Annotated in this window: 10 protein-coding genes; 7 read left to right on the top strand and 3 right to left on the bottom strand. The window is 70.2% G+C overall.

The window, feature by feature from the left end:
• Window positions 1-210: 210 nt before the first annotated feature.
• The 3 genes from ABD987_RS31550 to ABD987_RS31540 all read left to right on the top strand — a co-directional run bounded on the left by ABD987_RS31550 (window position 211) and on the right by ABD987_RS31540 (window position 5550).
• Window positions 211-1788, top strand: a complete 1578-nt coding sequence (locus ABD987_RS31550) for an outer membrane protein assembly factor BamB family protein (RefSeq protein WP_345402257.1) — start codon at window positions 211-213, stop codon at window positions 1786-1788.
• Window positions 1789-1816: 28 nt separating this feature from the next.
• On the top strand, window positions 1817-4810 hold the full coding sequence (locus ABD987_RS31545) for an amidohydrolase family protein (protein WP_345402254.1): 2994 nt from the start codon (window positions 1817-1819) through the stop codon (window positions 4808-4810).
• Between the two features lie 95 nt (window positions 4811-4905).
• On the top strand, window positions 4906-5550 hold the full coding sequence (locus tag ABD987_RS31540) for a lytic polysaccharide monooxygenase auxiliary activity family 9 protein (RefSeq protein WP_345402251.1): 645 nt from the start codon (window positions 4906-4908) through the stop codon (window positions 5548-5550).
• Between the two features lie 239 nt (window positions 5551-5789).
• Here ABD987_RS31540 and ABD987_RS31535 read toward each other — a convergent pair whose 3' ends face one another.
• A complete protein-coding gene (locus tag ABD987_RS31535) occupies window positions 5790-6203 on the bottom strand; it encodes a histone-like nucleoid-structuring protein Lsr2 (RefSeq protein ID WP_345402248.1) in 414 nt (137 codons plus the stop codon).
• Window positions 6204-6436: 233 nt separating this feature from the next.
• On the bottom strand, window positions 6437-7009 hold the full coding sequence (locus ABD987_RS31530; protein WP_345402246.1) for a TetR/AcrR family transcriptional regulator: 573 nt from the start codon (window positions 7007-7009) through the stop codon (window positions 6437-6439).
• Between the two features lie 73 nt (window positions 7010-7082).
• Here ABD987_RS31530 and ABD987_RS31525 point away from each other — a divergent pair, with 73 nt between their 5' ends.
• Window positions 7083-7667, top strand: coding sequence for a dihydrofolate reductase family protein (locus ABD987_RS31525; RefSeq protein WP_345402243.1), 585 nt, complete (start codon window positions 7083-7085; stop codon window positions 7665-7667).
• 24 nt (window positions 7668-7691) lie between these two features.
• Here the strand turns inward: ABD987_RS31525 and ABD987_RS31520 are convergent, their stop codons facing one another.
• Window positions 7692-9638 carry a primary-amine oxidase gene (locus ABD987_RS31520; RefSeq protein WP_345402240.1) on the bottom strand — a complete coding sequence of 649 codons (1947 nt, stop codon included), beginning with the start codon at window positions 9636-9638 and terminating at the stop codon, window positions 7692-7694.
• A gap of 358 nt (window positions 9639-9996) precedes the next feature.
• Here ABD987_RS31520 and ABD987_RS31515 point away from each other — a divergent pair, with 358 nt between their 5' ends.
• The 3 genes from ABD987_RS31515 to abc-f all read left to right on the top strand — a co-directional run bounded on the left by ABD987_RS31515 (window position 9997) and on the right by abc-f (window position 14115).
• Window positions 9997-10395 carry a hypothetical protein gene (locus tag ABD987_RS31515; protein WP_345402237.1) on the top strand — a complete coding sequence of 133 codons (399 nt, stop codon included), beginning with the start codon at window positions 9997-9999 and terminating at the stop codon, window positions 10393-10395.
• 41 nt (window positions 10396-10436) lie between these two features.
• Window positions 10437-12254 (top strand): ABC transporter ATP-binding protein, encoded by a 1818-nt coding sequence (locus tag ABD987_RS31510; RefSeq protein ID WP_345402234.1) that lies wholly within the window; start codon window positions 10437-10439, stop codon window positions 12252-12254.
• Window positions 12255-12480: 226 nt separating this feature from the next.
• A complete protein-coding gene (gene abc-f, locus ABD987_RS31505) occupies window positions 12481-14115 on the top strand; it encodes a ribosomal protection-like ABC-F family protein (RefSeq protein WP_345402231.1) in 1635 nt (544 codons plus the stop codon).
• Window positions 14116-14124: the final 9 nt, after the last annotated feature.

The following is a 14124-nucleotide window of genomic DNA, read 5'->3' as shown; positions in this document are numbered from 1 at the left end:
ACTGCTTTTCCGTCCATCCGATTTCCGGCCGGAGAAATGTCAAGGTGTTTTTCCCGTCGATCGTGGGACACATTCAATTCGCGCGTTTCGTGATTGGTCGGTTCGGCGGACGGCGACGGTGCGACCAGCACGTACGATGAATGACTGGCTGGCCGCGCAAAATCCGTCCCCGCATTCGGCATCATCGACTCATCAGGGGTGGAAATGCTCATGTCCCCCGTGAAAACCCGTCTCGCCGCGCTGTTCGGCGCCGCGCTCCTCGTCCTCGGCGGCACGGCCGCCGCCGCGGCGGAATCCTCCGGTCACCGGTTCGGCGACTGGCCCACCTGGCAGGGCAGTCCCTCCGGGTCGCGGTTCAACCCGGCCGAGCACCGCATCACCCCGCGCACCGTGGGCGGGCTCGGCCTCAAATGGGCCTTCGCCTACCCGAAGTCGTTCTTCCCCGTCAAAAGCCAGCCCGCGGTGGTCGGCGACGGCGTCTATTTCGGTGGCCCCGACGGCAAGTTCTACGCGCTCGACAGCGATTCCGGCGCCACGCGCTGGACCTTCGACCTCGGCACCGTGGACAAGGGCGGTGTCGTCATCGACGGGCCGTCCGTGGCGCGCGGCAAGGTGTTCTTCGGCGACAGCCGGGGATACCTGTACGCGCTGGACCAGCGGACCGGGCGGCTGGTGTGGGCCAAGCAGACCGAGCCGCACCCCGCCGGGATGCACACCAGTTCGCCGCTCTACCACGACGGCCACGTCTACGTCGGCTCGTCCAGCGGTGAAATGCTGAACCCCGACGTCAAGTACCCGTGCTGTACCTTCCGCGGGCACCTCGACTCGTTCGACGCGGACACCGGCGACCTGACCTGGCGCTACTACACGGTTCCCGAGCCCAAGGCCGTCGGCACCTGGCCGAGCGGGGCGACCCGGTACGAGCCCTCCGGCGCCGGGGTGTGGAGCTCGCCGGTGGTCGACGAACGCACCGGCACCCTCTACGTCGGCACCGGGCAGCTCTACTCCGGTACGACCGGCGACTTCGACAGCCTGCTGGCACTCGACGCACGTACCGGCGCGGTGCGGTGGAAGCAGCAGGTGACCAAGGCCGACACCTGGCGGCTGCTGTGCGGCAAGCCCGACAACGAGGGGTACTGCCCAGGACAGAAGGACGGTACCGCGCTGGACTACGACATCGGCGCGACCCCGACGCTGTTCCGGGTGGGCGGGCGCACGATGGTCGGCGTCGGCCAGAAGAGCGGCGTCTTCCACGTGTTCGACGCGCGCACCGGCGAGGTTTCCTGGCGGCGCCAGCTTTCCGAGCCGATGCCGGGTGGCGGCCTGTCCGGTATCCAGTGGGGCACCAGCTTCGACGGCCGGAACCTCTACGTCGCCACGAACTGGGCCAACCCCGGCACCCTGTTCGCCCTCGACCCCGAGGACGGCGACATCGTGTGGCAGACGCCGAGTCCCGCCGACGGCTGCACCACCGGCGGCGCGGCCCAGTTCCCCACGGTGTGCAAACGGGCGCACACCCCGGCGGTGACGTCCAGTCCCGGGCTGGTGTACGAGGGCAGCGTCGACGGCAAGATGCGCGTCTACGACTCGCGGACCGGGGCGGTGCTCTGGACCTTCGACACCGTCCGCGACTTCGCCGGGGTCAACGGCCTGACCGGGCACGGCAGCGCGATCTCCGGCAACGGCGGCGCGGTGGTGTCCCACGGCACCCTCTACGTCCAGTCGGGCTACTGGCCCAGCTATCCGAGTGACCACGGAAACGTCCTGCTCGCGTTCGGGCCGATCTGATGCCCGGCTACCCGCCGAGGAGCTTCCGATGAGCATCTCCCCGTTCCGGCGCTTCGCCCGCGCGGCGCTGGTGGGTGTCCTGGCCGTCTCGCCGCTCACCGCGGCGGCGTCGGCGCAGGCCGCCGAAAGGACGGTCACGGTCGCCGAGGGCACCAACCTCGCCGTGACGGTGTCCCCGCGCGACGGCACCGTCGTGTTCGACCTCCAGGGTCAGCTGTTCTCGATACCGCGCGAGGGCGGCGACGCCACCCCGGTCGGCGACGACCGGCTCGACCCGTTCTGGCCCGTCTTCTCCCCCGACGGCAGGGAACTCGCCATCCAGTCCTACGCCGACGGCATGTTCCACATCGCCGTGGTCGCGCCGGACGGCAGCGCGGTACGGCAGCTCACCTTCGGGGAACACGACGATCTGCAGCCCGCCTGGTCCCCCGACGGCACGAAGATCGCGTTCAGCTCGGACCGGGCGGGCCGCGCCGAGATCTGGACCGTCGACGTGCGCAGCGGCGAGACCCGGCAGATCACCAGGGGCGGCGCGCCGAAGTCCCAGCCCACCTGGGCTCCCGACGGCGGGAGCATCGCCTACGCCGCCGGTTTCACCATCGACAGCGTGGACCTGGCCACCGGCGCCGTGCGCACGGTGGTCCCGGCGGCCAAGGCGTTCCTCGGGGCGCCGTCGTGGTCCCCGGACGGGCGCACGCTCGCCTTCCTGCGTTCCGGCGCGGAGGGCAGGACGCTCATGGTCAGCGAGTCCGGCACGGTACGCCAGGTGGGCACCTACACCGACGTGTTCCCGTTCCCCGCGCGCTGGCTGTCCGCGCACGAACTGATCTACGGTGCCAACGGGCGGATCGCCGTCTCCGACACCCTCACCGGCGCGGCGCGCGAGGTGCCGTTCTCGGCCACCTTCACCCTCGACCGGGATCGGTACCAGCGAAAGGCCCACGACTTCGACTCACGGAAGCCGCGGCAGGCACGCGGCATCGCGGGCCCGGCGCTCTCCCCGGACGGCCGCGCGGTGGTCTTCAAGGCACTCAACGACCTGTGGCTGCTGCCGATCGGGGACAAGCCGCGACGGCTGACCCACGACCAGTTCTCCGAATGGGACCCGGTCTGGTCGCCGGACGGCAAGAGCATCGCCTACGCCTCCGACAAGGCGGGCACCGAAGACCTCTACGTCCTCGACGTGGCGAGCGGGCAGGAAAAGCGGGCCACGTCGCTGCCCGGCGCCGAGGTCTCCCCCGCCTGGTCCCCCGACGGGAAGAAACTCGCCTTCGAGGACCAGGAAGGCGGTCTGTTCACCGTCGATCTGGCCGGTGGCGCGGTGACCCGGGTACTGAAACCGCTGACCACGCCCGGCAGGCCGAGCTGGTCCCCGGACGGGAAGTTCCTCACCCTCACCGTGTCCGCCGGTCAGCGTAACCAGATCCTGCTCGTGGACGTGACCGCGGGCACGAGCAGGACGATCGAGCCCTCGCCGTACGGCTCGGTGTCCACGCGCGGCGACGACGGCCCGGTCTGGTCGCCGGACGGCCACTGGCTCGCCTTCTCCCAGGACAGCGTGATCACCCTGCTGCCGGTCGACGCCACGGGCGCGCCGACCGGGCCGTCGCGGCGTGTCACCGACGAGGCCAGCGACGCGCCGAGCTGGAGCGGCGACTCGAAAACGTTGCTGTACCTGCACAACGGCACACTCCGGCTGACCACAGTGGATGGTGACGCGCCGAGGGACGTCCCGCTCGACCTCACCTTCGCCCAGGACCAGCCGACGGGTGGGCTGGTGATCCACGCCGGGCGGCTGTGGGACGGCCGCCATCGCGAGGCACGCACCGACGTCGACATCATCGTGGTGGGCAACCGCGTCAAGCGGATCGAGCCGCACCGGGAGGACCGGCAGCGCGCGGGCTGGCAGTTCGTCGACGCGAGCAAGCTCACCGTCACGCCGGGCCTGGTGGACATGCACAACCACCAGGAGATGCAGGCGAAGTTCTTCGGCGACCGGCAGGGCAGGCTGTTGCTGTCCTACGGGATCACCACCACCCGCTCCACCGGCGACCCGGCCTACCGGGCGCTGGAGGACCGCGAGGCACTCACCTCCGGTGACCGGATCGGGCCCCGGTTCTTCATGACCGGCGAGATGCTGGAGGGCTCGCGGGTCAGCTGGGAGTTCGCCCGGCCGGTCCGCGATGAGCGGCAGCTCACGCTGGAGATGTCCCGGGCACGCGAGCTCGGCTACGACGTGATCAAGACCTACCAGCGGTTCCGCAACGACTGGCAGGCCGAGGTCACCGAGCAGGCGCACGAGTTCGGCGTCCCCACCACCTCGCACTACCTCTACCCCGCCGTCTCCCACGGCGTCGACATGAAGGAGCACCTCGCCGGGCCGTCGCGCTGGGGATTCGGGTTCTCCCACGAGGGTTCGCTCAGCGGGCCGTACGAGGACGTCATCCAGCTGGCGGCGCGGGGCGGGATGCCGTTCAGCAGCACGCTGTTCAGCTCCAGCTCGCTGCTGGCCGACGACCCCGCCATGGTCACCGATCCCCGGCTGCGAGCGCTCTACACCGGCACGCAGCAGCAGGCCCTGCACGCCAAGCTGCTGTGCGCGCAGGGCAAGGGGCCGTGCGGTTTCCTGGACGGCACGCCGGAACGGGCCCGCAAGGACGTCGACGTGATCAAGCGCCTGCTCGCGGCGGGCGGTGTCGTGCTCGCCGGGACCGACGCGCCGCTGGACAGCACCGCGGTGGGGCTGCACCTCAACCTGCGGTCGATGGCGAAGTACGGCGTCGACCCGTTCCAGGTGCTCCAGAGCGCGACCCTGCTGTCCGCCCGGCAGCTCGGGGTGGAACGCGATCTGGGCAGTGTCGAGGAGGGCAAGCTCGCCGACCTGGTGTTCACCGAGGGCGACGCGTCGCACGACGTCAACCGGCTCATGGACGTCCGCATGGTGGTGAAGAACGGCAAGCTCCACACCGTGGACGAGCTGACCGCGCCGTTCCGCACCCCGCCTCCCGGGGCATCGAAATGAGCGGAGCGCGCAAGCCCGACTTTCGGGCCTACAAGCCGGTCCGCCGGGGCACCTACCGTGGTGTGGTCTAGACCTCTCATGAGAGGAACCCTGCGATGAAGATTTCCCGCTCCGCCGTCAAGGTCGCGGTACTGACCGCCGTGCTCGGCGCGGCCTCGGCGTTCACCGCCGTCCCCGCACTGGCACACGGCTCGATGGGCAACCCGATCAGCCGGATCATGCAATGTTTCCAGGAGGGCCCGGAGAACCCGCAGTCCGCCGCCTGCAAGGCCGCCATCGCGGTGGGCGACAGCTGGCCGATCTACGACTGGGACGAGGTCAACATCGGCGACGCCAGCGGCCGCAGCCGTGAGATCATCCCGGACGGCAAGCTGTGCAGCGCCGGCCGGGACAAGTACAAGGGGCTGGACCTGGCCCGGGACGACTGGCCGGCGACCACGATGCCGAGCAGCGGCCCGTACACCTTCCAGTACCAGCTGACCGCCGCGCACGAGGGCACCTTCGAGCTGTACGTCACCAAGCCGGGCTACGACCCGACGAAACCGCTCAAGTGGTCCGATCTGGAGGACACCCCGTTCTACAAGCAGGACAACCCGCCGATCGCCGGTAACGCCTACCAGCTCCGGGCGAACCTGCCCGGCGGGCGCACCGGCAGGCACCTGATCTACTCGATCTGGCAGCGGCATTGGCCCGACTCGGGCGAGGCCTTCTACACCTGCTCGGACGTGATCTTCCACTGAAACACGAGGGCGGTCCCGCGCCGGAATGCCCACGCGGGACGCGCCTTTTCCACCGGTGTGCGTCTCGCCCGGGAGGATGTGCGAGGCGCACATCCTCCCGGGCGAGACGAGACATGAAGCGAAGGGGACTTTCCGCTCGTCGCGCGAGCGAAAAGTCCCCTTCTTCTCACGGTGCGGGAAAACGATTGCCGCGCCGGTGATCGGTCCCGGTGCCGGATGCCACCGGGACCGATCACGGATCAGGCGGCGCTCTTCTTCCGCGGCTTACGCTTGCGCGGAGCCTCGGCCTCGGCCTTCTGCGGAGCGGCCTCGGCGCTGTCGAACGCCTCCACGACCTCGGTCGGGATCCGGCCGCGGTCCGACACCGCGTAGCCGTTCTCCAGTGCCCAGGCCCGGATGGCACGGGAGCGCTCCCGGTCCACCGGTGCCGCGCCGGTGGCCGTGGCGGACTGCCCCGCGGCCAGCCGCACCTTGCGCCCGCCGACCCGCCGCGCCGCGGACACGTACTGCGCCAACGCGTCCCGCAGATCGTCCGCGTTGTCGTCGGACAGGTCGATCTCGTAGCTCACACCGTCCAAACCGAACGGCACCGTCTGCTGTGCCTCGCTACCATCGATGTCGTCCGTGAGCTGGACAAGCACCTTCTGCGCCATCGTTTGTTCTCTCTCGTCGTCATTCAGGAACAACCCGGGTACCGGTCAGTTCCCGGAGTATTGTCCTCCCCCATCCGGCGGCATATTACCTGAATGTCGTATCGGTTGTCGCCTCGAGGAATTGATCGATACCCTTTTTTCTCTCCCCGGCGGTCCGGAGTGTCCTGGACGACACCGGAGCAGGACATCGGACAATCGGCACACGCCGCGCGTCGTCCACACTGGACCGGGCGCTAGCCCGCCATGATCCGCGTCACGGCCTCGGCGACCAGTTCGTCGCGTTCCCCGGCCGAGAAGAGGTCCGGCAGGGTGAGCTGATCGACGATCAGCCAGTTCAGCGCCAGATAGAGCAGCCGGACGCCGGTGGCGTCGCCGGGCAGGCCGGACGCTTCGTGATAGGCCACGTTCGCGTCGAGGTCGGCACGGACCCGTTCGGTCAGCAGCGCGCGCAGGCCGGGACGCCGGGTGGCCTCCAGCCGCAGTTCCAGCAGGGCGAGGAAGCCGGTACGGAACTCGGCGATCCTGCTCACGACTTCGCGCATCACCACCGTGTAGGCCTCCCGCCCCCGCGCCTTCGCGATCCGCCGGGCGAGAGCGGGGTCCTCGGGCTGGAGCCGCTGGTACACCCTCGCCCCCGCCTGCACAAGCAGCGCGTCGCGGTTGGCGAAATAGTTCGACGTCGTGCCCACGGGTACGGCCGCCCTGGCGTCGACGGCCCGGAGGGTCAGCCCGCGCGCCCCCAGTTCGGCCAGCAGCTCGATGGCCGCGTCGACGAGGGCGGTGCGGCGTTCGGTGTTCGTACGCATCGGTTTTGACACCACTTCAGTTGAAGTACTACAGTTGAACCACTGCACTTAGAGTACTTCAGGGAGACCCCTTTTGCGCAAGCTCGTCTACTACATCGGCATGTCCCTGGACGGCGTCATCGCCGGACCCGAGGGGCAGGTCGACTTCTACACCCGGGGAACCGAGGCCGACGCCGCGTACGCCGCCTGGGTCAACGAGCGCTACCCCGAAACCGTCCCCACGCCGATGCGGCCCGGCGCGGGGCTGGAGAACGTGCCCAACAAGCGTTTCGACACCGTCCTGTTAGGACTGGGCACCTACCGCACCGTCCTCGACGCCGGTCTCACCAGCCCGTACGCCCACCTTCGGCAGTACGTGGTTTCCAGCACGCTGGGCGAGATCGCCGACCCGGCGGTGACGCTGGTCGGCGCCGATCCGGCCGGGTTCGTGCGCGAGCTCAAGCAGGAGTCCGGTTTGGACATCTGGCTGTGCGGCGGCGGCAAGCTGGCCGGCGCGCTGCTGCCCGAACTCGACGAGCTGATCATCAAGACCTACCCCGTCGTGGCCGGGGCCGGTGTCCCCGCGTTCGGCGGCGGGTTCGGCCCGACCCGGTTCACCCCCGCCCGGCGCGAGTCGTTCGAGAACGGGACCACCATGACCTGGTACCACAGGATCTGACGTGCGCCCTGCCCGATCGCGGGTTCAGCCGTTTCCCTCTTCCTGATGACAGCCGGGCTCCGGGAGGTCGAGGGTGGGATTGCGGTCGAAGAAGCCGTCCGGCCGGAGCGTGAAACCGGTGTGGTCGACCGGCATCACCGGCCAGTCCTCGGTCCGCACGAAGTGGGTGAGGCCGAAGGTGTGCCACAGCACCACGTCCTCGCCGTCGATCGGCCGGTCACCGGCGGTGTAGGCGGGCAGCCCGTCGCCGCCGGGGTTCTGGTTGACCGTGTAGCCGGCGGGCCACAGCTCGTCACGGTCGTACCGGGTGACCCACAGGTGCTTGCGCGCGAAGGCGGCGCGGCGGGCGATCGAGGACCGCTCGTCCACCAGCAGCGCCGGTTTGCCCTGTGGGTGGAGCACGTACGAGGTGGGCCTGCCCATCCGGTTGGTGCGCTCGGCGCTGGAGATCGCCCACACGCGGTCGAGGTGGTTCGCCGCGACGCGCCGCGCCTCGTGTTCGGTGCGCAGCCGGGTACGCCTGCGCGTGATCGCGTTGCCCCACGGATTGCCCTCCCCCATCGGCACCGGCGCGGCCTCCAGTTCCTCGACGTGGTTGCGCACGCCGTCCACGGTCAGGTCGAGCCGCGCGGAGAACAGGTGCTGGTGCACCGGGGCGCCGAGGCCGGGCCCGAGCGCGGCGAAGTAGGGATCCTCACCGTCGTGGGCGGAGGGGAACGGGATGCCGGTGGCCTTGACCTCCAGCTCGATCGTGCCGTCGAGGGAGAAGTACCAGGAGAAACCGTAGTCGTAGTTGCCGACGGTGCCGAAGAACGACACCACCAGCCGGCGCTGCCGCCGCGTGTCCGACGAGCCGGTGAACAGGTCGCTGTGTTTCCACAGCACCCCGGTGTCCTCCTCGTGGACGCAGATCGCGTCGCGGATCACCCTCGGCCGCAGGTGGTCGTCGGCCACCACGGCGTCGAGGTAGGTGATCTCGCCGAGGCAGTCGCAGCCCGGTTTCAGCGAGCCCGCCAGCCGCCCGAGCTGGTATTCACCGAGGTCGAAGTAGTTCTGCCAGCCGTGGGTGGGCCCGGGATCGCCGTAGTTGACCACCATCTCCGCCACCGACGCCCGGTAGAGGACCGGCCGCGGCACGCCGCCGTCGGTGAACGAAACCTGGTGCAGGGTCAGGCCTTCCCTGGCGTTGAATCCCGGCCGCAGCCGCCAGTTCTGCCAGCGCAGCTCGCCGTCCGCCCAGGTGAACGAGACGCCTTCGGGCTGGGTGACGGAGATCGGCCGGAGGCCGGTGCGCAGCGGGCCGCGGACCGACTCGTCCCGGTAGTCGCCGGACTCGGCGGGCACGTGCCCGACCGCGGTTTCGACCACCCGCAGCACCCGGCGCCCGGTCACGTCGACGTGCGCGATCACCCCGCCCACCGGATGCGCCCACGGCGGTTTCCCCTCGCCCGGCTGGTGGAACGCCAGCACCCGGTAGACGCGCGCGCCGACCTCGTCCGGGTAACCGAAGACCCCGGCGGTCAGCGGAACCACCCGGACCGTGGCCACGTCGTCGATCCCGCGTTTCGCGATCGCCTCCAGCCAGCGCCGGTCGGCCTTCACGATCTCGCCCACGAGGGCGAAGTCCTCGTCGAGGCACGGCCCGACCCCGGACTCCGCCGGGTCCAGCTCGGTCCGTGAGACGACCTCGCCCGCGTCGAGGTCCACGACGACTGCGCGCAGCGCGAGCGGTTCGAGCTCGGTCAGCAGCAGCGAGACCTCGCGGGGCAGCGGATGTTCCCCGTCCCAGGCCAGCACGTCCTGTTTGGACGGTTCGCGGAGCAGGACGTAGGAGAACCGGGTCGCCGCGGTCACCAGCCCCGCCCGGTCCAGGATGTCGCGGGTGGCGTCGAACTCGGCGGGGGTCAGCATCGCCAGCGGGTGCCGCGCGGTGGCCGCGGGCCCGGTGTCGGAGGTCGCGGGGATCGTCATGGGCCCTTCCTCGGTCGGCTCCGGGAGGATTCGGGGACCGTGCCGCCCGGCGACCGTCGGCGCCGCCGAGCTCGCGTTCCACCTTCCGGCGCGCCGAGCGACCTTGTCAAGCGGGGAATGCGCGGGATAGCTTTCGCGCCGCCGATCGCTCCACCGGTGCCGGTCGTTGCTCCACAGTGGACACTTTTCGGGCGGACCCGCCGACCGGCCGACGCGCCCCCGCCACCCGGCTGGAACCACACCGGCGACCGTCGTACACCGGCGAAAAGGACGGGCGGGTACTCACCGCGGGCCGTTAGTGTCGGTTTCACCAGGAAACCGGCTCGAACGGAGTAACAGTGGACCGGGCAGCTCACTCGTGGTTCCGGGGTCTGCCGTGGTGATCTCCCGGCAGACCGTGCTGGCGCTGACCGCCGTACTGGTCGTCACGGCCGCGATCGTGGCCAGGCTCGTGCTGTGGACGAGCCCGCCGCCACTGTTCACCCTCGCGGGCACGGTCCACCCCGCCCGCTGCGCGGTTCCCCCGCGCTCCCCCGCGCCGGTGGAGGTCATCGCGACGGACGGCACCGTGCTCGGCGTCGGCACCGCCCGGCCACCCGCCGTGCCGGGCCCGGGATGCGCGACGAGCTTCGCGGTACCCGACGTCCCGGCGGGCCAAGGCCGTTACGGCATCCGGGTCAGCGGGCTCGGCGAGCAGGTGCACTGGACGGACGAGGACGAGTCGCGGGCGGGTGTCCGCATCACCGTGCCCGCCTGAAACCGCGCCCCGGACCGGGAATTCCGAAGGAGAGGCAGATCATGACCAGCGCGGGTTCTTCCTGGGAAGACCTCGCGGACGCGAGCCGCGACGAGCCGGACGGCGGTCCGGTCAAGGTCGACCGCAGACGGGTGTGGCGGCTGTTCGCGCCGTACCGGTGGCGGCTCGGCGGGCTGCTCGCGCTCATCGCGTTCACCTCGGTCCTCGGGATCTTCACCCCGTTCATCGTGCGGGCCATCGTGGACGACGCGCTCGCGAACCGGGACCTCGTGCTGCTGTGCGTCCTCGTCGGCGCGCTGGTCGGATTCGCCGCGGTGGCGGCGATCGTCCAGGTCGGGGAGGTCCTGATCGCCTCGAGGGTCGGCCAGGCCGTGATGCACGACCTGCGGGTGCGCGTCTACCGCCACCTGCACCGGCTTTCCCTGCGGTTCTTCACCTCGTCGCGGACCGGGGAGGTGCAGTCGCGGATCTCGAACGACATCGGCGGCATGCAGTCGCTGGTCACGAACTCCGCGGTGGAGCTGACCCGCAGCGCCGGCGCCGTCTGCGTTTCGCTGGCCGCGATGCTGGTACTGGACTGGAAACTCGCGCTGTTCTCCTTCCTGTCGCTGCCGCTGTCCCTCTGGGTCAACCGGCGCATCGGGATCGCCCGCCAGCGCGTCACCACGCGGCAGCAGGAACGGCTCGCGGACATGTCCTCGCTGGTCCAGGAATCCTTGTCGGTACAGGGAATCGTGCTGAGCCGGACGACGGGGCGGTCCCGGCGGCAGGTCGAGCGCTTCACCCGCACGTCGCGCGACGTCGCCAGGCTCGAGGTCCGCTCGCACACCGCGGGACAGTGGGAGTACTCGCTGGTGATCCTGCTCGTCTCGGCGATGCCCGCGCTGACCTACCTGCTGGGCGGGATCCTGATGGGCACCGGCTCCCCGGTCACGATCGGCACCCTGGTGGCGATGATCGCCCTGCAGGAGGCGCTGATCTGGCCGCTGGAGGAGCTGTTGCAGCTGGGTGTCCGGTACCGGGCCGCGACCGCGTTGTTCGCGCGGATCTTCGACTACCTGGACCGGAAGGTCGACATCGTGGAGGCGAAGGACCCGGTCGTGGTGGCGCCCGGGGACGTGCGCGGCGACATCCGGCTGGCGGAGGTCACCTTCCGCTACGCCGAGGGCCTGCCGCCGGTGCTGCGGCGGATCGACCTGGAGATCCCCGGCGGCTCGCGGGTGGGCGTCGTCGGGGCCACCGGCTCCGGCAAAAGCACACTCGGCCTGCTGCTCGCGCGACTGTACGATGTGGACTCCGGCGCGATCACCATCGACGGCGTGGACGTCCGCGAACTCGCCTTCGAGTCACTGGCCGGGATGCTCGGGGTGGTCACCCAGGAGCCGTACCTGCTGCACGCCTCGGTCGCCGACAACCTCCGGTTCGGCAAGGAGGACGCCACCGACGCCGAGCTCGTCGCGGCCGCCAAGGTAGCGCGGATCCACGACGTCGTCGCGGCGCTGCCGCAGGGTTACGAAACCCTGGTCGGGGAACGGGGGCACCGGTTCTCCGGCGGGGAAAAGCAACGGCTGGCGCTGGCCCGCACCATTCTCACCAATCCGCCGATCCTGCTGCTGGACGAGGCGACCAGCGCGCTCGACACCCGGACCGAGCGCGCCGTCACCGAAGCACTCGACACGCTTTCGGCCGACCGCACGATCATCACGATCGCCCACCGCCTTTCCACCGTCCGCCACGCCGACCGGATCATCGTGCTCGACGGCGGGGAGATCGTGGAGCAGGGCACGCACGACGAACTCCTCGCCCGCGACGGCCGCTACGCCGACCTCGTCGCGGCGAACCGGCTGGCCACCGGCTGAACCGGGGTCACGACGACCGGCGCCACACGAAGCCCCGGCGGCTGCTATGGTCGGAAGGGAGATCGTCCGAAAGGGAATCAACGTGGCAGGTGAAGACGACATCTCCGGGTGAGCCCGGAGAACGCAGGCCCCCGGCACCCGTGTCGCCGTGGCGGCCGCTTTCGTCGTCCACCTTTTCCCGCAGGGCACCCTTCCGCCCTCGCCACACTCCGAGGTCTCACTCACCATGTCCGATACCTGCGTTGTCGTGTCCGGCCTGTCCTTTTCCTGGCCCGACGACACCCCGGTCTTCGACCAGCTGTCCTGCACCGTTCCCGGCGGCCGCACCGGCCTCGTCGCGCCGAACGGCGCCGGGAAGACCACCCTGCTCAAACTCCTGGCCGGCGAACTGCGGCCGTCCTCGGGCAGCGTCACCGTCGAGGGCCTGCTCGGCTACCTGCCCCAGGACCTGCCGCTGACCGGCGAACCGACCGTCGCGGAAATCCTTGGCGTGGACGGGATTCTGCGGGCGCTGGCGGCGGTGGAATCCGGCGACGTCGACGAAGAGCACTTCACCACGATCGGCACCGACTGGGACATCGAAGAACGCACCCGGGCCCAGCTGGACCGCCTCGGCCTCGCCGACGTCGAACTCGACCGGCGGCTGGGCACGCTCAGCGGCGGGCAGGTCGTCTCGCTCGGCCTCGCGGCGCAACTGCTCAAACGGCCCGATGTGCTGCTGCTCGACGAACCCACCAACAACCTGGATCTCGACGCGCGCCAGAAGCTCTACGGCGTGCTCGACGACTGGAACGGCTGCCTCCTCGTGGTCAGCCACGACCGGGCACTGCTGGACCGGATGGACCGCATCGCCGAGCTCGACGGCGCCGAAATCCGGTTCTACGGCGGGAACTTCACCGAATACGAGCAGGCGGTCGAGGCCGCGCGCGAGGTCGCCGAGAAGAACATCCGCAACGCGGAACAGGAAGTCAAACGCGAGAAACGCGAAATGCAGCAGGCACGGGAACGCGCCGCGCGCCGGGCCAGCAACGCGCAGCGGAACCTCGGGAACGCGGGACTGCCGAAGATCTTCGCGGGCACGATGAAACGCAACGCGCAGGAGTCCGCGGCGAAGGCGGACGGCACCCACGCCGCGCGGGTCAGCGCGGCCAAGACCAAGCTCGACCAGGCCGAGCGCTCGCTGCGGGCCGAACAGAAGATCAGCCTCGAACTGCCGAAGACCGCGGTGCCCGCCGGGCGGACACTGTTCCTCGGCGAACACCTCCAGCTCAGCTACGGCGAACGTGCCCTGTTCGCCGGTGCCGGCGCGGACCTGGCGATCCGCGGGCCCGAGCGGATCGCGCTCACCGGCCCCAACGGCGCCGGGAAGTCCACGCTGCTGCGGCTCGTCCTCGGTGAGCTGCCGCCCGGCGGCGGGGAGATCACCCGGGCCGACGGGCGGATCGCCTACCTGTCACAGCGGCTCGACCTGCTCGACGGCGACCGCACCGTCGCGGAGAACCTCGAAGCGGCCGCACCGGCGATGCCGCCGTCGGACCGGATGAACCTGTTGGCGCGCTTCCTGTTCCGCGGCGCGCGGGCACATTTGCCGGTCGGCGTCCTGTCCGGCGGGGAACGGCTGCGCGCCACGCTGGCCTGCGTCCTGTTCGCCGAACCGGCGCCGCAGCTGCTGTTGCTGGACGAACCGACGAACAACCTCGATCTGGTCAGCATCGGACAGCTGGAAAGCGCGCTCAACGCCTACCAGGGCGCGTTCGTCGTGGTCAGCCACGACGAACGCTTCCTCGCCGAGATCCGGATCGACCGCTGGCTCCGCCTCGAAGACGGCAGCCTGCGCGAAACCGCCGCCCCGCTTCACTGACCCACGCCA

Source organism: Amycolatopsis samaneae (genome assembly GCF_039541975.1).
GTDB lineage: Bacteria > Actinomycetota > Actinomycetes > Mycobacteriales > Pseudonocardiaceae > Amycolatopsis > Amycolatopsis samaneae.
The sequence above is the reverse complement of the archived record's forward strand: the minus strand, read 5'-3'. Positions and strand labels throughout refer to the sequence as shown.

What these genes read in the sequence shown, in the direction of transcription:
- ABD987_RS31550 (WP_345402257.1), top strand. Translation starts at nt 211, where the DNA reads ATGTCCCCCGTGAAAACCCGTCTCGCCGCGCTGTTCGGCGCCGCGCTC.
- ABD987_RS31545 (WP_345402254.1), top strand. Translation starts at nt 1,817, where the DNA reads ATGAGCATCTCCCCGTTCCGGCGCTTCGCCCGCGCGGCGCTGGTGGGT.
- ABD987_RS31540 (WP_345402251.1), top strand. Translation starts at nt 4,906, where the DNA reads ATGAAGATTTCCCGCTCCGCCGTCAAGGTCGCGGTACTGACCGCCGTG.
- ABD987_RS31535 (WP_345402248.1), bottom strand. Translation starts at nt 6,203, where the DNA reads ATGGCGCAGAAGGTGCTTGTCCAGCTCACGGACGACATCGATGGTAGC.
- ABD987_RS31530 (WP_345402246.1), bottom strand. Translation starts at nt 7,009, where the DNA reads ATGCGTACGAACACCGAACGCCGCACCGCCCTCGTCGACGCGGCCATC.
- ABD987_RS31520 (WP_345402240.1), bottom strand. Translation starts at nt 9,638, where the DNA reads ATGACGATCCCCGCGACCTCCGACACCGGGCCCGCGGCCACCGCGCGG.
- ABD987_RS31510 (WP_345402234.1), top strand. Translation starts at nt 10,437, where the DNA reads ATGACCAGCGCGGGTTCTTCCTGGGAAGACCTCGCGGACGCGAGCCGC.
- abc-f (WP_345402231.1), top strand. Translation starts at nt 12,481, where the DNA reads ATGTCCGATACCTGCGTTGTCGTGTCCGGCCTGTCCTTTTCCTGGCCC.